Below are 19,138 nucleotides of genomic sequence, written 5' to 3' on the forward strand. Positions count from 1 at the left end.
TCACGGATTCCCCGCTAACGCATGTCGCTGAAATCGTCGCTGGACCCGGTGCGCAGCAGTGTGGCTCACGACCCGCTGTGGTTACGCGCCGCACCGCTGATCTTTCTGTTTCTGTGGTCGGTCGGCTTTACCGTGGCGAAGATCGGTCTCGCGTATGCCGATCCGCTCACGTTCCTCGCGTTGCGCTATGGTCTGGTGCTCGTCGTGCTGGCGCCGCTGGCGGTCGTCATGCGCCCGCCCTTGCCGAAGACGGCCGCCGCATGGGGGCATCTCGTCGTCATCGGTCTGCTTATTCAGGCGCTGTACTTCAGCATGACGTATCTGGCCCTGCGTCTGGGCGTGTCGGCGGGCAGTGTGGCGTTGATTACCTCGCTGCAACCGATACTCGTGGCATTGGCGGTGCCGCATCTGGTCGGTGAGCGCGTGAGCGGCCTGAACTGGATCGGACTTGGGTTGGGGCTGGCCGGGGCGGCGCTTGTCATCGTCGCGCGCTCGGCGGTGGAGGCGACCTCCGCGCTGGGACTGGTGCTGACATTCGTGGCGCTCGGTGCGATCACCTGCGGCACGTTGTACGAAAAGCGCTTCGGCGTGGGTCAGCACCCTGTCACGTCGAATCTGGTGCAGTACGCCGTGGGCTTTGCCGTCACGCTGCCGCTCGCGGCGTGGCTCGAGCCGATGCACATCGAATGGCATTGGCAACTCGGCCTGTCGCTCGTCTATCTCGTGATCGGGAATTCGATCGTGGCGATCTCGTTGCTACTGGCGATGATCCGGCGTGGCGAGGCGTCGCGCGTGTCGGCGCTGTTCTTCCTCGTGCCGCCCTCGGCGGCGCTGGCGGCGTGGGTGATGGTCGGAGAGCATATGCCGCCGCTGGCGTGGGGCGGGATGTTGCTGGCGGCGATCGGGGTGGCGATGGCCACGCGGCGCAAGGGCCAGTCTTGACGGAGACGCCGCCTCCCGGCGGTACCGGGGGGCATTACCTCATGACCTGTCGAGCGTCAGTTCTTGGTGCCGAACAGACGGTCGCCGGCGTCGCCCAGACCCGGAATGATGTAGGCGTGATCGTCCAGGCGCTCGTCGAGCGACGCGACATACAGCTTCACGCCGGGATGGGCGTCGTGCAGCACCTTCACCCCTTCCGGTGCGGCCACGAGTGCGAGGAACGCAATGTTCTCTTCGGCCACGCCACGCTTGCGCAGCACGTCCACGGCGTGCACGGCCGAATAACCGGTGGCCACCATCGGGTCGCACAGAATGAAGCGTCGATCGGTCACATCCGGCAGGCGCACCAGATATTCGACCGGGCGATGCTGCTCGTCGCGATACACGCCGATGTGACCGACGCGCGCCGACGGCACCAGATCGAGCAAGCCGTCGCTCATGCCCACACCGGCGCGCAGCACCGGCACGATGGCGAGCTTCTTGCCTGCGATGACGGGCGCGTCCATGGCGACCATCGGCGTCTCGATGCGCTCGGTCGTGAGCGGCAGGTCACGCGTGATCTCGTAGCCCATGAGCAAGGTGATTTCGCGCAGCAGGCCGCGGAACGTCCGGGTCGACGTTTCCTTGTCGCGCATGTGCGAGAGCTTGTGCTGGATCAGCGGGTGATCGCAGATATAGAGATTCGGAAAGCGGGAGTCTTGTTTCATGGCAGCAATCTGAGGCAGGGCCGGTGTGGCCCGCATGGCCGCGATTTTAGCCGATGCGGCTGTTGCCGTTCCGGGTTTCGGCATGGATTGCTGTAAATCCACGGGCTCCGTGTGCCGTGCATGCTGTGCACGGGACAAAGCAGCATGGGCACGATTCCCTTAGAATCGCTGCAAGTCGGCGGCACGGCCGCATTTGTCCAATGCTTCACTTGTCTTGAAGGCTGATCATGGATTTGGGAATCAAGGGCCGCACCGCGTTGGTCTGCGGCGCGAGCAAAGGGCTGGGACGCGCGTGCGCCCAGGCACTGGCCGAAGCCGGCGCGAACGTCGTCATCGTTGCGCGCACCGCCGATGCACTCAACGCCGCTGCCAACGAGATTCGCGCCGCGACGGCCGTGAAAGTCACGGCGGTGGCCTGCGATATCACCACGCCGCAGGGGCGCGCGCAGGCATTCGCAGCGTGTGCGCAGCCCGATATCCTTGTGACTAACGCGGGCGGGCCGCCGCCGGGCGACTTCCGCGACTGGCAGCGCGACGACTGGATTCGCGCGCTCGACGCGAACATGCTCACGCCCATCGAACTCATCAAGGCGACCGTGGACGGCATGATCGCGCGTGGCTTCGGGCGCATCGTGAACATCACCTCGTCGGCCGTGAAAGCGCCCATCGACATTCTAGGGTTGTCCAACGGCGCCCGTTCGGGGCTGACCGGTTTTGTCGCCGGACTCTCGCGCACGACCGTCGCTCACAACGTCACTATCAACAATCTGCTGCCGGGGGCCTTCGATACCGATCGCCTCGCGGGCACGATGAAGGCGTGGGCCGACAAGAGCGGGCAGACGCTGGACGAAGCGCGTGCCAAGCGGGCCGCCGCGATTCCCGCCCGTCGCTTCGGACAGCCGGACGAGTTCGGCGCAACATGTGCGTTCCTGTGCAGCGCACAGGCGGGCTACATTACCGGCCAGAACGTGCTGATCGACGGCGGCGCCTATCCGGGCACGTTCTGACGCTACAAGGATCGCTGCAATGACAATCTCGACAGTGCCGAAAGTCCGGATTGCGCTCATCGCGCATGACAAGAAGAAAGATGAAATTCTGGCGCTCGCGCGCGACTACATCGACGTGCTGCGTCAGTGTGACCTGGTGGCGACGGGCACGACGGGCGGGCGCATCGCCGCCGAGTTGGGTCTCGATGTCGAGCGCAAGCTCTCCGGGCCCCATGGCGGCGATCTGCAAATCGGGGCGCAACTGGCCGAGGGACGTATCGACATGGTGTTGTTCCTGCGCGACCCGATGACACCGCAGCCGCACGAACCCGATATCAATGCGCTCGTGCGCGCCTGCGACGTTCACGACGTACCGTGCGCGACCAATAGCGCAACGGCGCGTCTGTTGCTCGAGCAATTGATCGTACGTCTGGCAGCGCAACCGGCAGCGTGACGCCGATAATCAGCACACCACCCGAATGGAGGGAGCGAGGATGACTAAAGCAATTCGCATCGAACAGAATGGCGGCCCGGAAGTAATGAAGTACGTGGACGTCGAAGTCGGAGAACCCGGACCGGGCGAGGCGCGCGTGCGCCATAACGCGGTCGGTCTGAACTATATCGACGTGTACTTCCGCACCGGTCTGTACCCGCAGCCGCTGCCGGCCGGCCTGGGCATGGAGGCTGCCGGCGTGGTCGAGGCGGTGGGCGAGGGCGTGATGCACGTCAAGCCGGGCGACCGTGTGGCGTATGCGAGCCGTCCGTGCGGCGCCTACGCGCAGGCCCGTGTGATGCCGGCCGCGCCGTTGGTGCGTCTGCCCGACGCCATCAGCGACGACCAGGCCGCAGCGATGATGTTGCAAGGCATGACAGCGCAATACCTGCTGCGCCGCACGTACCCGGTCAAGGCGGGAGACACGATCCTCATTCACGCGGCGGCCGGTGGTGTGGGCCTTATCGTGTGCCAGTGGGCCAAGGCGCTCGGCGCGACGGTGATCGGCACGGTCGGCTCCGACGAGAAGGCGGCGCTCGTGCGCAAGCACGGTTGCGACTTTCCGATCGTCTACACGCGCGAGAATTTCGTCGAACGGGTGAAGGAGATCACGGGCGGCGAAGGCTTGCCGGTCGTCTACGACTCTATCGGCCGCGACACGTTCATCGGCTCGCTCGACTGCCTGCGTCCGCTTGGCATGATGGTGAATTTCGGCAGCGCATCCGGTCCCGTCACGCAGATCAATACGTCGGACCTCGTGTCGCGCGGCTCGCTGTTCTTCACGCGCCCGACACTATTCAATTACACGGCCAAGCGCGCCGATCTGGAAGTGATGGCGAACGAGCTGTTCGCCGTGGTGGCCAAGGGGGCGGTGAAGATCGAGGTCAATCAGCGTTACGCGTTGGCCGACGTGGCCCAGGCACACCGCGATCTCGAGGCACGCAAGACCACTGGATCGACATTGCTCATGCCCTGAGGGACTGGTGCGGGACAAAAGAAAAGGGACGCCGAAGCGTCCCTTTTTTCATGGCTGACCTTGTCGTATATGGCTGCATACGGCCGCACGTGGCCGCGCGCGGTCAGGCCCGCTGGGTGAACACATGCGCGCGGGCATCCTCGCGCACATCGGCCGGCAGACGCTTGATGAGCCAATGCACGACCATGCCGATCACAATGACATCGTCGAGCAGACCGAACACGGGAATGAAGTCCGGAATCAGATCGAACGGGCTGATCAGATACACCACGAGCAGCGCCATGGCTGGCAGCAGCCAGCGCGGACGGCGCGGATCGCGGGCCGCATGCCACAGCACACGGAAATCGTGGCGGGCGATTTGCCACAGACGGAGAAAACGCTTCACTTGCAGGCTCCTGGTACCGGTATACTCCGCCGAATATGGCGGGCATTCTCGCTTAATCAACGCAAACGTCGCTCAAAATTTGCTGAATATCTCGCAACGTGTTCTGATTGTACGCATTGATGGCTTGGCGTGCCGGGGGAGGGGGCGAACGCACGATGCGTGACAATTACCTTCGACAGCGCCGAGTCGAGACGGTTTCATGGCGCGTCCCGATGTGACGGACGCCGGCACGTAGCGCATGGCGATTCGTCTGTATTCCCGGTTGCGGCAGGATCGGGGCGGCGGGATAATTCGCGAGCCGCCGTGGTCAATCCATTTTCCCCCCCCTTCGCCCACGCTCTCCAAACGCCATCATGACCGACGCTCAAGATCCGAAGTCGCCGCAACAGCCGAACAAACCCGAGTCCGATACGAGCAAGAGCGCAACGCCTGCATCGCCCTCGCCGGCGCCGTCAGACTACGTGGAACCCGGCACGCAGGCAGCGCCACGCCCGACCGGCAAGCCTGTGGCGGGTACGGCCGAAGGGTCGGGCGGCATGCCGCCGAATCCCGACACGCTCACACGTCCGCCGCATGCCACCGACGCTTCTGCGTCCGCCGACGCGCAGGCCGAGACGTCGCAACCGGCGCAGGCAATGGCACCCGCTGCGCACACGATCGCAGCACAGGCGGCATCGGACCGGCATCCCATCGGCGCGCCCGCACCGAAGTCGAGCGAGGACGTTAAAGCGGCCGGCGTCGGCAGCGCTGGCGGCGAACCGCCGCATCAGCCGACGTTCGGCGCCGGTGCGGCGCGACCGGGCAGTCCGTCGTCGATGGGCGGCCAACCCTCGTATTTGCAGGCGGGAGATTCGCCGTGGTCGGTACTGCGCCGAATCACGTCCGCACGATTTCGCGCCTGGTACGACCGCGCGGGACAGCGCATCACACAGCGCACGCTGAAGATCGGCATCTCGGCGCGCATCTTCCATCCGGAGCCCGGTTCGAAAGGGCTGCGCAGCAAGACGCTGCAATACCTCGAAGAGTCGATCGCGCACTGGGTGATGTCGCGCGACGTGCTGGTGTTCATGATTCCGACGGTCGACACGCAGGGTTTGCTGCATCCGAGCCACATCCGTTTGCACGATTACGCGAAGCATCTCGACGGACTGGTGTTGCAGGGCGGGGCAGACGTGTCGCCGCTCACCTATTCGGAAGTGGCGACCCGCCACGAATGGCAGGGCGACCGCATGCGCGACATGTACGAACTTGAGTTGCTGCATGAGTTCGTAGAGCAGGGCAAGCCGATTCTTGGCGTTTGCCGGGGCTGCCAACTCATCAACGTGGCGTTTGGCGGCACACTGCATCAGGACATCGCGTCCGATCTGCCTGAGGCGATTCCGCACGTCACCGAGACGTACGAACATAACCGCCACACGCTGACGTTCCCCGAAGGCTCGTCGCTCGCGCAGATGTTGGGGCCGGTCGACACGCCGATCGTCAATTCGATTCACCATCAGTCGGTGAGAACGCTGGGACGCGATCTGAGCGTTGAGGCGATGTGCGCGGAAGATGGCGTGGTCGAAGCCATTCGCTATCGCAAGGCACCGTTCGTGCTGGGGCTGCAATGGCACCCGGAGTTTCACCGCGCGGGCGGGCCGGAGTTTCTCGATTGCACGCCGGTGCTCGACAACTTCCTGCGTGCCGCGCGCGAAACGCGCTTCTGATCTGCGCCGCCAGCGCGTCGGCGTCATAAAAAAGGGCAGCCGCGAGGCTGCCCTTTTTATGTCAGGAGCACCGGGAGACTGCTGCCGGTGCTCACGCCGCTTTAATTAGAAGCGGTGACGGATACCCGTGCCCACAACGGTTTGCGAGCTGGTCGACGACATACCGCCGGCAGCGCCGACACCGGCTTGGAGGCCCGTGCCTTCGTTGTCGGAGATGTGCTGGTACGAACCGGTCAGGTACACATCGGTGCGCTTCGACAGACGGTAGTCAGCTTGCAGCGTAACGGTGTGGAACTTCGGCTTCTTGTCCGTCGAATCTTGCTTGGCCATCGTGTACGTGTACGCGGCCGACAGCGAGACTGCCGGGGTCAGCATGTAGCGACCGTTGACTTCGAAGTTGTCGAACTTCAGGCCGTCGTTGCCGAAAGCAACTGCGGTGCTGTTGTAGTTCAGACCCGTCAGGCCTTGCACTTGCGTGTGGGTGTACACCAGGCCGACAGTTGCCGGGCCGAAGGCGTAGTTACCACCGATACCCCAGACGCGTTGCTTCGACGAGTTGAACACCGAGTCACCGCCGTTCGACGTATCCACTGCACCGCTGGTGTTGTTGTTACCCGGGTTGCCTTGGCGTTCCAAGTAAGCAGCAGCCACCGTCAGCGGGCCGTTTGCGTAGTTCACGCCGGCGCTGAATGCACGGTTGTTGGCGAAGTCACCAGCCTTGTTCGAGAAGCCATACAGGCCGCCGAAGGTCAGGCCGTTGTAGTTGGCGCTCGAGTACTTGACCGAGTTGTTCACACGGAACGAGTTGTTCGTGTTGTCGTTATCGTACGGGTGCGATGCGATCGTGCCGCCGAACGACGAACCGTTCAGGGTCAGCGGAGCCAGGTAATCAACCAGCGAGTCGTATTGACGGCCGATCGTCACAGCGCCGAACTTGTCGTTTTGCAGGCCGACGAAGGCTTGACGACCGAACATGCGGCCGTTTTGGCCCGACGTGCCGTTGGCGATCGAGAAACCGTTTTCCAGCACGAAGATGGCCTTGTTACCGCCACCCAGATCTTCCGAGCCCTTCAGGCCCCAACGGCTGCCGTTGACCAGGCCGCTCGTTGCGCGGAAGTTCTTCGAGCCCGAAGCACCTGCCGTGGTCGTCGAGTTGCTGGTGTAAGCGATGCCTGCATCGATCAAGCCGTACAGCGTGACGCTGCTTTGTGCATGCGCGGTCACCGAGAACGCGCCGACGACGGCCGCGGCAAGAAGAGTTTTTTTCATGGTTTAAGCTCCAGTAACGTGACACGAATCGCAGATTCGCGTGAAAACAGAACGCGGCGAAACAGAACATGTCGAGGTGACGGTTTGTCATTCGCGAACCCGATCAGGTATCGGCACTGCTCTGCTGACAGGGGGCAGTGTATGAGTCACCGCTACTCGCGCCTATTTCAGAATTCGCAAGAATCTATTTCAGATACGAAAAGAATCTGTCGAACCTGCCGGAAAGCTTTGCCTGATAAGGGATTGCCTTGATTAAGGTTAGGTGGGAAATAGAGATGCAAGCGATGTGTGTTGCGCTCGGGACACAGTGTGCTGCACATGCCACCGCGTGCGCGAAGCGTTGTCAGCACTGGATTTGCGCGCGACACGCGTGAATGAATTTGGTTCCGTTGATGCGAAAACATGTCGCAGGTGCAGTGCGCGCAGGCGACGCATCGAACGATAGGGCACTGCCGTGTTGTCGTGTGCGATGTGATGTGGGACGTGGCGTGACACGTCACGATGCCGGCTGCCTATATAGGTAGAGATCGATGCACGCGTCAGGTCGCTGCCATGCGCATGTCATCAAGCAACTTTACACGCGCGTGATGAGGGAAATCCGATATGCCGGCAAGCACGAGAGATGTGTTTGCCCAGAAAAACCCTTTATTTACGTGGTTTTGCGGACTATTGCGAGTCGCCGAATAATTCATTGCGTCGAATGATGACAATGATTTCGGGACGCCGTCCTATACTACGTTCCGCGAGAAGTAGACTTTTGCGTTGAGTGAAAAGTCTCCAAACCTTGGCGCGGCCTCATTGGCCGCGCTTTTTTTTGTCCGCGTGATTTGCTACGCGAAGTGCCCTGCGCTGAGGGCGTCACCGCAATCGCGCACGTGTGGAATGCTCAACTGCTTGAGCTTGCGATATAGCGATGCACGGCAAAAGCCGAGCGTGCGTGCGGCGGCAGAAATGTTCCAGCGATGTTGTGCGAGCGCTTGCAGAATGCGCTCGCGTTCACTGTCATGACGAGGCATTTGCGCAATCGTCTCGACGGTCTGGACACGCGGGGCCGATACGACGGCATTGCTCACGTCGTGTGAGCGCTGCTCCATGAACGTGTCGTTGCCGGACATCCAAGCATGCGAAGACGTGGCAAGTTCCGGCGGCAGATCGTCCGTACACAGTAGATTGCCGCTCATCACCGCACATGCGTAGCGTAGCGCTGCGCGTAGTTGACGCAGATTCCCTGGCCACGCATGCCTGAGCAGACACGACAGGGCGTCCGGGGACACGCGAGCCAGCACCTGATCCTCGTGTAGTCCCGGCCATTCGTCGCATAGCATGCGGGCGATCAGTTCGCGCTTGTCGTCGCGCTCGCGCAACGTGGGTAATGTGAGAACGCCCACGGCAATGCGGTAGTAAAGGTCTTCGCGGAACGTGCCCCGTGCCACGGCGCTTGCAAGATCCTGATGGGTGGCGCAGATCAGTTGTACATCCACGGGCACCGCATGACTCGCACCCAGCGGTGTCACTTCGCGCTCCGAAAGCACACGCAACAGTCGCGTTTGCAGTGCGTGGGGCATGTCGCCGATTTCATCGAGGAAAAGCGTGCCGCCGTCGGCCTGCTGCAATTTTCCTTTCATGCCGCCGGGCAAGGCGCCCGAGAATGCGCCGCGTTGATAACCGAACAGCTCGCTCTCGACGAGATGCTCAGGCAGCGATGCCGTGTTGATGGCGACAAACGCCTGCGCACGCCGTTCGCTGTACTCGTGCAGTGCCCTGGCCAGAAACTCCTTGCCCGTTCCCGTCTCACCGAGAATCAGCACAGGCAGCCCGCGATCGACGAAGCGTTTGCCGCGCGTGAGCAAATCGCGCATGCGGGCGTCGGTGCCGCACAGGGCATCGATGGCGAGATATTCGGGGCGCATCTGGCGTGCAGCGGCGGGGGCAACCGGCACACGGGCGATGCGTTCGGCGAGGGCTGCGATATTCGCGAATGCGGTATTGGCGCTGGCCGTGCCGATGGGGCTGGCGTGGCCGACAGGTCGAGCGGGGGCAGGCGCTACAGCAAGGTGAGCGGGCATGACTTGTCTCCTTCTCGTATTGGTACGAAAGGTCGCCGTCGGTGGCTTGTGGCCTGGCGTTCCCTGACGTCTTTTTATGTCGCAGCCAGCTCGGGTGGCCAACCGCCAATGCAGGATACGACCACATAGTAATAACTTCCAATACAATATTGATGCGCTATTAATACCTGTGGGGTATCAAATGATCGAACTGCGTCATTTCCAGTACTTCGTGGTGCTCGCGGAGACTCTGCATTTCGGCCGTGCGGCCCAGCAGTTGCATATCTCGCAGCCGCCGCTGTCGCGTCAGATTGCGTTGATGGAGGCGGAACTGGGGGTGCTGCTGTTCGAGCGCACGCGCCGCAGTGTGCGGCTCACGCGTGCAGGCGCACGCTTCTATCAGGACGCCGTGGAAATCCTGAACTCGGTCGAGCGGGCACGTCGCAATGCCGTGGCGGCGAGCCGGGGCGAGGATGGCGCGATCACGGTGGGCTTCATGATGTCCTCGGCGTACAACATCCTGCCTGCGCTGACGCGCACTTACGCCGCTGCGTATTCGCGGGTCGACATGAAGCTGGCGGAAACGCTCCCCAACTTACTGGCCGAAGCGGTGCGTGCGGGGCAGACCGACGTTGGCATCATGTACCGCCCCGAAGACCTCACCGGGCTCGATACCGCGACAGTGTTTCGCGAGGAGATGGTGGCGGTACTGCCGCGCACGCACGCGCTCGCCAAGGCGCGCGTGCTCGACGCCTCGCAACTGGCCGAAGAGTCGTTCGTGAGCATTCCGCGCGAGATCGCGCCGCTGGTCTACGATCTGGTCGTCGACCACTGCCGTCGCGTGGGATTTTCGCCGCACATCCGGCTGGAAACCAACTTGCAGCAGACGATTATCAATCTGGTGGGGGAGGGCCTTGGTGTGGCGATGGTGCCGATGTCGATGAGCAGTGCGAGTGCGTCGGGCAGCGCGGTATTCAAGCCGTTGCGCAACGCGCCGGTGGCGGAGGTGGCGCTGCTGTGGAGCCGAGACAATCACAACCCGTGCGTCGCGACGTTCGTCGAAAACGCGAGAACAGTGTGGCGTGAGATGCAGCGCGCACCGGGCGCACGGCTGGTGCCCGACAGCCCAGACACCGGTGTGCGATGAGGGCGCCCGGAGGGCTGGTTGACGCGAAGCGGTGACAGCCGGCCAAGCGCAGTCGTTGCCGCAACGTGCTACGCGGGTGGAAATTCCGCGGCCCTGCCGGTTGATTACACTCGGTCGCCCAGCACTGTGGCTCGCGTAAAGGTTTCGATGTTGTCCAGCAATGCATCGAGGGCTTCACCTGCGCGTTTCACGTCGCCGGCAGCAATCGCTTCGGCGACTTCCGCATGCAGTCGCGCCATGGTCGGCAGGTCGGCTGCTTCTTTGTAGTGGTAATACCAGAAGCGGCGTGATAGCCCGTGCATCAGGCGCATTGCTCCTTCGGCGAATTCGTTGCGTGCGGCGACAAGACACAACTCGTTGAACTCGCGGTCGGCACGAATGAACTCCACATCCTTGCCGCTGCGGGCGGAACTTCTGAACTCCTTTGCCAGACGCGTGAAGTGTTCGCGTTGCTCTGCCGTGGCCTTCTTCGCCGCGCTTCTGGCAATCAGTCGTTCGACCTCGCGTCGCGTTTCCAGCAGACGCAACTGCTTGGAGACATCCATCGGGGGCACGAGCAGGCCGCGCTGTGGCAACACAATAATCAAATGTTCCCGGGCCAGCCGCTGAATGGCTTCGCGAATCGGGGTGCGGCCGAACCCCGTCATTTCGCTCAACTGCAACTCCGACATTGTTGAACCCGGGGCCAGCCGCAGCGTCACTATCGCTTCTTCGATCCACTCGTAGGCCATGTCGACCATTCTGCCGCGAGGGATCACGTCCACTCGTTCATCGAGCGCCGCGGCTTCTGATTTTCCCGTCCGTCGGGTCGCTTTCTTTGTCGCCATTTGGTCAATGCCCAGAGCAAATGTTAATTGTATATCACCTGCTTCTGGCGATAGCGGCGACATGTCCCGGTCTTCAACACACCTCATACCTCGGGCTTTCCCGGTATGCACATTGCTTGTTTGAATAAACTGATGTGCTATTATTGGTCAACTAATATATTACTGGAATGAAGGGGCGGCGATGGACATCACGAGGGTGGGGAGGCCGGACGGCTTCCCTGTGGTTGCCTTGCATGGCATTCAGGGAACGAGCGACTCGTGGATTCCGCTTGCAACGGCGCTCGGCGATACGTTCCGTTTCATCTTGCCCAACATGCCGGGACGCGGCGACGCAGGCCCCCCGCTTGCCGCACACGCGTGCAGTGCCTGCGAGTTCGCGCGCGTCACCAGCGAGGTCATCGAACAAGAGGTCGGCCATCGCGCCTACGTTCTGGCCGGCTGGAGCATGGGTGTCTCCGTGATCCTCGAGCTCATGGAGCATTTGGCGGACGGCACGGCGCGGCATTCTCCGCCGGTCGCCGTTGTCCTCATGTCGGGCACCGCACAGTTGAACGAGGTGGCCTGGTTTGCGTCGACCGACGAGACTGCGCTCCTCACCGAGATCAGGCAGCGCGAGGCACGTCTGAGGCTAAAGAGAGCAGCGGACCCGCATGTCGTGGCCTGGACCTGGAGCGCGCTAAAGCCAGTCTCGCATCTGTCGAATCTGGCGCATGTCGGCGTGCCTGCCCTCATCGTCCACGGCAGCGACGACGAAGACTGCCCACTCGATCACGCGCATCGCATGCGCGAAGGAATCCGTCGCGCATCATTGCATGTGATTCCTAGCGGGCGTCACTCGATCCTGACGGAGAACACCTGTGAGGTCGGCATCGCCATGCGAGATTTCCTGGCGTCGCACTGCGCGGAGCCAAGGCCACTAATCGACCAACAGGAAAATTCATGAGGATCGACGATTGCGTCCACTTTTGTGCGCCCTCCCGGCTCATCATCGAGCTGGGTTATCGCCACAAGCTCCCCAACCTTCTGCAAGCCCTGGGCTACCGGCGGGGGCTGCTCGTCACCGACAGCTTCTTTGCCGAGAAAACACTCTGGGTGAAGGAGTACGTGACGGCGTGCGAACGCCTGGGGGTGCATGTGGACGTCTATGCTGGCGGTCAGCCCGACCCGACCACGGATCTGTGCGATCGCGCGACGGCCGAACTGCGCATCGCCCAAGGGGGCCAGTTGCCGGATCATATCGTCTCGCTAGGCGGCGGCAGCAACATCGATCTGGCCAAGGCGTTGTGCGTCACGCTTGCGGCGGGCCGCCCCATTCGCGACTTCGGAGGCGGCGTAGCAAGCGATGCGCCCGTCATCGACCACATCGCTGTGCCAACGACAGCCGGCACGGGGGCGGAACTCACCCCCGGAACCATTCTGTTCGATCCGGCGACCGGCATCAAAACCGCCGTGATGGACAATCGGCTACGTCCGGTCGTCGCCGCCATCGACCCCGAACTCACATTCACATGCCCGCCCAAGGTCACGGCGGAATCCGGCATCGACGCCCTGACGCACGCGCTCGAATCGTTCGTTACGCTCGACTCCGATCGATTCGATCGGAACGGCTCCTTCGATCCCGGCTACAGCGGTCGCAGCGGTCTGACCATGATCTTTGCGCGCGAGTCGATCCGGCTAGCCACCGCCTATCTACTTCGTTGTTACGAAGATGGTAACGACGTGGAGGCGCGCGTCGGCATGTGCTATGCGAGCGTCTACGCGGCAATGTCGTATGGGAGCGCCGGACTCAATGCGGTTCATGGCATTGCTTATGGCGTCGCCGCGCTGACGCACAAGTCCCACGGCGCCACGAATGCGGTTGTCCTGCCGTATGTCGTCGATGCGCTGCGCGAGTCGCGCCACGCCGAACTCCTCGAAGTGGCCCGAATGTTCGGCATCAAGACTGACGACGAAGTGCGGGCCGTTCGCGAGTTGCCCCACAAATTGCGCGAGCTTGTCGGCAAGCTCGGCATCCCCACTGATCTCAATGCCTTCGGCATTTCCCAGGGATCGCTGAGGGATTTGCTCATCGATTCACTTGGCGTGACTCGGTTGGCCAAAGCATTCCCGGTCGGGAATATCGAAGAGTGCTACGCGGAAATCATCGACAACGCGTGGCGTGGAGGTCTTCGAGACGAGAAGACAGAGAGACGGCCGGCAGCCTGATCAACGCGATTCCCATCGATTCGACAGGTCGCTGCCGCCGCGCAAAGACACAATTCGCCATTCGGCCGGACGCACCGGTCACTTTGCGTTTCGATGTCTAATATGTTAGATGACTATCAGTAGAATACAACGGAGGAGACACAAGCATGGATATGTCCGCAGCCGCGTCGCGGCTAGGTGTTGACGTCGTCGCGCGTCTAGAGCGACTCCCGATGACGAACTATCAACGAACGCTTTTCTCTATCATCGCCACCGCCTGGTTCTTCGATTCCATGGATCTCGGGTTGATGACGTTTGTACTCGGTTCGATCAAGGCGGAGTTCGGCCTTTCCGCCTCGCAGGCAGGACTGCTCGCCAGTTCCAGCTTTCTCGGCATGTTCGTGGGCGCCGCCACCGCGGGGCTTCTTGCGGACAAGTTCGGGCGCAAGCCGGTCTTTCAGGTCAGCATGCTCTTCTGGGGGGCCGGCAGCCTGATGTGCGGCTTTGCTCACAATGTCGAGTCGCTGATGATGTACCGCGTCCTGCTCGGCTTCGGTATGGGCATGGAGTTCCCGATCGGTCTCTCGATGGTTTCAGAGATCGTTCCTGCCAGAAGTCGCGGCAAGTATGTGGCCATCCTCGAAGGTTTCTGGCCCATCGGCTTCATCGCGGCTGGCGCATTTTCCTACTTCATGCTCCCGGTGATCGGGTGGCGCGGCATCTTCATCGCGTTGGCGATCCCGGCCGTTTTCGTGTTCGTGGTCAGGCGAATGGTGCCCGAATCGCCTCGTTGGCTGGAAGACACAGGGCGCATGAAGGAAGCGGCGGACGTGATGAACCACATCGAAGCCAAAGTGGAGACGGCCTATGGCCGTAAGTTGCCAGCGCCCGTCGTCGTGCCGGGCGTGCGGCACCAGCAGACCGGCCGGAAGGCGCTCTTTTCGGAGATATGGCGCGGCGTGTATGCGAAGCGAACGGTCATGCTGTGGACCACCTGGTTCTTCGCGCTGTTGGGCTACTACGGGCTGACAACGTGGTTGGGGGCATTGCTGCAGCAGGCCGGATACGAGATCACCAAATCCGTGCTCTACACCGTCTATATCTCACTGGCAGGCATCCCCGGCTTCCTTTTCTCTGCCTGGTTGCTGGAGAAATGGGGACGCAAGCCGACCTGCGCATTGATGCTGCTTGGCAGTGCGCTCGCCGCCTATCTATACGGTCAGGCGGCAGGCAACAAGGCACCGATCGAGCAGTTGATTGCCACAGGGCTATTGATGCAGTTCTTTCTCTTCGGCATGTGGTCTGTGTTGTACGCCTACACACCGGAGCTTTACCCGACCCGTACCCGTGCAACGGGCTCGGGTTTTGCCTCCTCCATCGGACGCGTCGGCTCTCTCGCCGGCCCTTTCGCCATTGGCGTGCTGCTCCCGACCTGGGGACAAACGGGGGTGTTCACCATGGGGGCTCTGTCCTTCGTGATTGCCGCGCTGGCCGTACTGCTGCTTGGCGTCGAGACGAAGGGCCGTTCGCTGGAGGACGTTTCGCACTGACCCGCTGTTGGAGATTTACCTGTTCTTGACCCGGCGGGGCGCGGTCCCCGCCGCGCGGAACTGCGGCGTCGACCGCGCCTGAAGCCAGTGGGGCCGGTCGACGCACCTTCTCCGGTACCCACGGCACGAACGTCCATCCCGAATCACTTCATCGATTCCACTTTCCCAAACAGTGAATGCCATTCAGATGATTTTTGTTTTCATTTAACTAATATATTAGTTGTTTATTTTGTAATTCGCGTTGATTCAGACACAGGAGACAAGTCATGGTTACAGAGCGTCAGTTGAAGTTCAGGGAACAATACAAGTCCGACATAAGCCCGATGTACAACGGCATGCTGCATATCATCGTGATGTATGTCGTGGCGATTGGCGCGGTATGGTATGCCGTCAGCCGTTTGCAGAATCCGACTTGGGAATGGTGCCTGATCGTTCCGGTTTTTCTGACAGGCAACTTCGTCGAGTGGTTCATGCATCGATTCGTCATGCACCGTCGCGTGGATGTGTGGGGCCTGCGCGAGATCTACAACCGGCATACACGCCAGCATCATCAGTACTTCACCGACCAATTGTCGACGATCGACACGACGCGTGAGTTCCGAATCGTGTTCTTCCCATGGCGCGTGCTGATGACGCTTGGTGTTGGCGGCGGGGTCGTCGGTTATGCGACCTCATGGATACTGAACGCCAACGCTGGCTGGATGGTGTTCCTGACCATGGTCGGTCAGTACGTCATTTATGAAACCTTCCACTACTGTTGCCACTGTCACGAGAACTGGTTCGTGCGTAACATGCCGTTCATCAACACCATTCGGCGCCATCACACCGCCCACCACAACATGGGCATCATGATGAAATACAACATGAATCTGACGTTCCCGATTGCCGACTGGTATATGGGAAGCAGCGATTTGCGTCGGGGCTTGATCGGCCATCTTTTCAATGGCTACAGCGAAAAGCACATCAAGAGCGAATTGAAACCGATCATCGCAAAGTTCAAGGACGATCACTCGCAAGTCACGCTGGACGGCCCGATCCTCACCGACGAGGAACGCAGGGCAATGACGGCCCTCTGACCGGTATGCCACCACGCGCGATGCGCGAGCGTCTGTCGCGCGTCGGGGCCACCGCGATAGACAGGACTCGCCCCGTGTCTATCGCGGTCATGCGGAAAGATTGGACGGCGCCGCGTCAGATCTCCAGAATCCCGGCGGCGACGAAGCCGCCGTCGACCGGCAGGATGTGGCCGGTGACATACGACGCGTCGTCCGAGGCGAGGAAGCTCACCGCACCTGCGATTTCGCTCGGTTGCCCGTAGCGGCCGAGTGGCGTCGTCTCCGTATAGTTGCGTCGTGAAACGTCGGAGTGAAGCACCTGCGTGAGCGGCGTGTCGATGGGGCCGGGGGCGACGCCGTTGGCGGTAATGCCGAAGGGCGCGAGTTCGATGGCCATCTGGCGTGTGAGACCGATGACGGCGGCTTTCGACGTTCCATAAGCCGTGCGTCCCGCGCTGGCCAGAATGCCCGCCACGGACGCCAGATTGACGATCCGTCCCCAGTGCTGTTCGCGCATGAGTCGCGCGGCGTGCTGCCCGCACAGCAGTGTGCCCGTGAGGTTCACGTTCATCACCTGGTGCCAGTGATCGAGCGGATAGTCGAGAAACGGGAACGTCTTGGCGATCCCCGCGTTGTTCACGAGCACATCGCAACGGCCATACCGTTGCGCGATCTGAGCGAAGCCATCGGCAATCGATGCGGCGTCGCCCACATTCATCCTCAGCGCCCACGCCTTGCCGCCTGCCGCGTTCAGCTTCGCCGCCGTATCGCCCGCCGCGTCTTCGTTCAGATCGGCGACAACGACCGTCATGCCGTCATTCACCAACCGTTCGCAGATAGCGGCGCCGATACCCATGCCGCCGCCTGTAACAACTGCTACCTTCTCCGTCATGCTATGGACTCCTAAATTTATTGACTTCTACAGCACGGGCTCCGCCGCCAGCAGCGCGGCGGAGCCCGTCGGTAATATCGAGAAACGTTAGTGGGGGTGTCTTACTTCAGAAAGCCGATCGAGATCCAGGGGATGAAGACCACGATAAGCAGTGCGATGAGCAGCGCGCCCATGTAGGTCCACATCCGGTTGAACACCTTGTCCGGCGACGTTTTGCCAATGGCGCACGCGGCGTAGAAACCGACGCCGAGCGGCGGTGCGAACAGGCCCATGCCCATCGACAGGATCACGACCATCGCGTAATGCACGTCGTGAATGCCCAGCGAGCGGGCGACCGGAAAGAGCAGCGGCCCGAACAGCACGATGGCCGGAATGCCTTCCAGCACACTGCCCAGCACGATGAACACGACCATCGAGATGAGCAGGAAGCCGATCTGTCCGCCCGGCACACCATGCATCAGCCCGACGAGCTTGGCGGAGAAGCCCGACTGCGTGAGCGCCCAGGCCATGGCCGTGGCCATGCCGATGATGAGCAGGATGGCGCCGGAAAGTGCCGCCGTTTCCGTCAGAAGCGGATATAGGCGCTTGAAGTTCAGGTGCTTCTTGAAGGCATGGACGAGCAGGCCGATCACGATCGTGTAGGCGATACCGATCGTGGACACTTCCGTCGCCGTGGCGGCGCCTTCGATCACGGCCGTGCGGATCAGAATCGGCAAGGCGAGTGCCGGCAACGCCACGATGAACGTCTTGCCGATCACGCTCCACGGCGCACGGCGTGCCGCACTGGGGGCCTCTTTGCGCGAGCGCGTGAAGCACACCACGACGATGGCCAGCGTGGCGATGACGGCAGGCAGCAGGCCGCCGACAAAGAGCGCGGTGATGGACACGCCGCACACCGCACCGATGGTGATGAGCACGAGACTGGGCGGAATCGTCTCCGTCATGGCGCCGGTCGACGAGAGCAGTGCGACGAGGTCTTCCGGTTTCGATCCGCGCCGCTGCATCTCGGGGAAGAGGGCCGGCGCGACGGCTGCCATGTCGGCAGCCTTCGATCCGGAAATTCCCGAGACCAGGAACATCGCACCGAGCAGCACGTATTGCAGGCCGCCGCGCACATGGCCGAGCAGCGAGGCCATGAATTCGATCAGGCTGCGGGCAAGCCCGCTCATCTCGATCAGCGCGCCGAGCAGCACGAACAGCGGCACCGACAGCAGGATGAGGCCCGACATGCCCTCGTCCATGCGACTGACGACGATTTGCAGTGGCGCGTCGGTCACGAGCGCCAGATACGCCAGCGTTGCCGTGCCGAAGGCAAAAGCGATCGGAATACCGCCCGCCACGCATGCGCCGACGATCAGCACGAAGAACACCAGCAGGTTGTAGTTACCCATCGCGATGAGGGCGGGGCGGCCGAGCCAGAGTGCAGCGCCGAGCGCGGCAACGACCAACACGCCAAGACCGAACTGACGCAGCGTCGAGCACCGCGCCATGCGCGAGATGGCCGCGATGAGCATCAGCGCCGCACCGACTGGCAGGGCGGCGGCGCGCAACCCGTCGGGGATTTCGAGCGCGGGCGTGGTGATGTCCATCTGTTCGATGGCATGCGTGTACGCGGGCATGATGATGAGCGCGACGAACACGCAGACCGTGAGCGCGGCCATGGTCTGGAACCAGTCGCGCCATGCCGCCGGGAGTTTGTTGACGATGGCGGACAGGCGCATGTGTTCGCCCCGGTCGAGCGCCAGAACCGCACCGAGCATCGATAGCCAGATGAACAGAATCTGCGCCAGTTCGTCCGACCAGGTGATCGGATTGTCGAACCCGTAACGCGAGATCACGCCCGCGAGCAGGATGAGAGTTTCCGCCACCACCAGCAGCACGGCAGCCGCTTCGGTGACTTTCATCACCGCGCGGTTGACGTGGCAGAAGAGGCGGGCGAGCGCGTGCGTCGGCTCGGCCGTCATCGTCAACGTT

17 protein-coding genes are annotated in these 19,138 nt (G+C 62.1%); 10 read left to right on the top strand and 7 right to left on the bottom strand.

The annotated features are described in order from the left end of the window. The first annotated feature begins 21 nt into the window (after window positions 1-21). Window positions 22-942 carry a DMT family transporter gene (locus tag PHO31112_RS07975; protein WP_150620008.1) on the top strand — a complete coding sequence of 307 codons (921 nt, stop codon included), beginning with the start codon at window positions 22-24 and terminating at the stop codon, window positions 940-942. 56 nt (window positions 943-998) lie between these two features. Here the strand turns inward: PHO31112_RS07975 and upp are convergent, their stop codons facing one another. Beyond that, window positions 999-1,649, bottom strand: a complete 651-nt coding sequence (gene upp / locus PHO31112_RS07980; protein WP_010807002.1) for a uracil phosphoribosyltransferase — start codon at window positions 1,647-1,649, stop codon at window positions 999-1,001. Window positions 1,650-1,876: 227 nt separating this feature from the next. Here upp and PHO31112_RS07985 point away from each other — a divergent pair, with 227 nt between their 5' ends. The 3 genes from PHO31112_RS07985 to PHO31112_RS07995 are packed head-to-tail and all read left to right on the top strand — an operon-like array spanning window position 1,877 to window position 4,104. Further along, a complete protein-coding gene (locus PHO31112_RS07985) occupies window positions 1,877-2,656 on the top strand; it encodes an SDR family oxidoreductase (RefSeq protein WP_150620009.1) in 780 nt (259 codons plus the stop codon). A 19-nt stretch (window positions 2,657-2,675) separates the two neighbouring features. Continuing rightward, window positions 2,676-3,089 (top strand): methylglyoxal synthase, encoded by a 414-nt coding sequence (locus tag PHO31112_RS07990; RefSeq protein WP_150620010.1) that lies wholly within the window; start codon window positions 2,676-2,678, stop codon window positions 3,087-3,089. Between the two features lie 40 nt (window positions 3,090-3,129). After that, entirely contained in the window at window positions 3,130-4,104 is a 975-nt protein-coding gene (locus PHO31112_RS07995) for a quinone oxidoreductase family protein (RefSeq protein ID WP_150620011.1), read from the top strand. A gap of 103 nt (window positions 4,105-4,207) precedes the next feature. Here the strand turns inward: PHO31112_RS07995 and PHO31112_RS08000 are convergent, their stop codons facing one another. Beyond that, a complete protein-coding gene (locus PHO31112_RS08000; protein WP_010806998.1) occupies window positions 4,208-4,489 on the bottom strand; it encodes a YkvA family protein in 282 nt (93 codons plus the stop codon). Window positions 4,490-4,842: 353 nt separating this feature from the next. Between PHO31112_RS08000 and PHO31112_RS08005 the strand changes: the two genes are divergently transcribed. Continuing rightward, window positions 4,843-6,195 (top strand): gamma-glutamyl-gamma-aminobutyrate hydrolase family protein, encoded by a 1,353-nt coding sequence (locus tag PHO31112_RS08005; protein ID WP_150620012.1) that lies wholly within the window; start codon window positions 4,843-4,845, stop codon window positions 6,193-6,195. A 105-nt stretch (window positions 6,196-6,300) separates the two neighbouring features. Here PHO31112_RS08005 and PHO31112_RS08010 read toward each other — a convergent pair whose 3' ends face one another. Both PHO31112_RS08010 and PHO31112_RS08015 read right to left on the bottom strand, forming a co-directional pair. Beyond that, window positions 6,301-7,464 (bottom strand): porin, encoded by a 1,164-nt coding sequence (locus PHO31112_RS08010; protein ID WP_150620013.1) that lies wholly within the window; start codon window positions 7,462-7,464, stop codon window positions 6,301-6,303. Between the two features lie 830 nt (window positions 7,465-8,294). Beyond that, the gene (locus PHO31112_RS08015) at window positions 8,295-9,374 is read right to left on the bottom strand and encodes a sigma-54-dependent Fis family transcriptional regulator (protein ID WP_150620113.1); all 1,080 of its coding nucleotides are present in this window, start codon (window positions 9,372-9,374) and stop codon (window positions 8,295-8,297) included. Window positions 9,375-9,711: 337 nt separating this feature from the next. Here PHO31112_RS08015 and PHO31112_RS08020 point away from each other — a divergent pair, with 337 nt between their 5' ends. After that, the gene (locus PHO31112_RS08020; RefSeq protein ID WP_150620014.1) at window positions 9,712-10,656 is read left to right on the top strand and encodes a LysR family transcriptional regulator; all 945 of its coding nucleotides are present in this window, start codon (window positions 9,712-9,714) and stop codon (window positions 10,654-10,656) included. 104 nt (window positions 10,657-10,760) lie between these two features. Here the strand turns inward: PHO31112_RS08020 and PHO31112_RS08025 are convergent, their stop codons facing one another. After that, window positions 10,761-11,483 carry a GntR family transcriptional regulator gene (locus tag PHO31112_RS08025; protein ID WP_425495167.1) on the bottom strand — a complete coding sequence of 241 codons (723 nt, stop codon included), beginning with the start codon at window positions 11,481-11,483 and terminating at the stop codon, window positions 10,761-10,763. Window positions 11,484-11,664: 181 nt separating this feature from the next. Between PHO31112_RS08025 and PHO31112_RS08030 the strand changes: the two genes are divergently transcribed. The 4 genes from PHO31112_RS08030 (at window position 11,665) to PHO31112_RS08045 (ending at window position 16,293) form a co-directional block, all read left to right on the top strand. Beyond that, window positions 11,665-12,426 (top strand): alpha/beta fold hydrolase, encoded by a 762-nt coding sequence (locus tag PHO31112_RS08030; RefSeq protein ID WP_150620015.1) that lies wholly within the window; start codon window positions 11,665-11,667, stop codon window positions 12,424-12,426. Then, window positions 12,423-13,688 (top strand): iron-containing alcohol dehydrogenase, encoded by a 1,266-nt coding sequence (locus tag PHO31112_RS08035; protein ID WP_150620016.1) that lies wholly within the window; start codon window positions 12,423-12,425, stop codon window positions 13,686-13,688. Before PHO31112_RS08030 ends, PHO31112_RS08035 begins: the two co-directional genes overlap by 4 nt. A gap of 146 nt (window positions 13,689-13,834) precedes the next feature. Further along, on the top strand, window positions 13,835-15,217 hold the full coding sequence (locus PHO31112_RS08040) for an MFS transporter (RefSeq protein ID WP_150620017.1): 1,383 nt from the start codon (window positions 13,835-13,837) through the stop codon (window positions 15,215-15,217). Between the two features lie 266 nt (window positions 15,218-15,483). Further along, a complete protein-coding gene (locus PHO31112_RS08045) occupies window positions 15,484-16,293 on the top strand; it encodes a fatty acid hydroxylase family protein (protein ID WP_150620018.1) in 810 nt (269 codons plus the stop codon). A gap of 115 nt (window positions 16,294-16,408) precedes the next feature. On the opposite strand, the gene PHO31112_RS08050 is transcribed toward PHO31112_RS08045, so the two are convergent. Together PHO31112_RS08050 and PHO31112_RS08055 are read right to left on the bottom strand one after the other, a co-directional pair. Beyond that, window positions 16,409-17,164, bottom strand: coding sequence for an SDR family NAD(P)-dependent oxidoreductase (locus tag PHO31112_RS08050; protein WP_150620019.1), 756 nt, complete (start codon window positions 17,162-17,164; stop codon window positions 16,409-16,411). Window positions 17,165-17,265: 101 nt separating this feature from the next. Next, window positions 17,266-19,128: a TRAP transporter large permease gene (locus tag PHO31112_RS08055; RefSeq protein WP_246177875.1), complete on the bottom strand. Its 1,863-nt coding sequence runs from the start codon at window positions 19,126-19,128 to the stop codon at window positions 17,266-17,268. Window positions 19,129-19,138 lie beyond the last annotated feature (10 nt).

This window comes from Pandoraea horticolens, from assembly GCF_902459555.1.
GTDB classification, from domain to species: Bacteria; Pseudomonadota; Gammaproteobacteria; order Burkholderiales; family Burkholderiaceae; genus Pandoraea; species Pandoraea horticolens.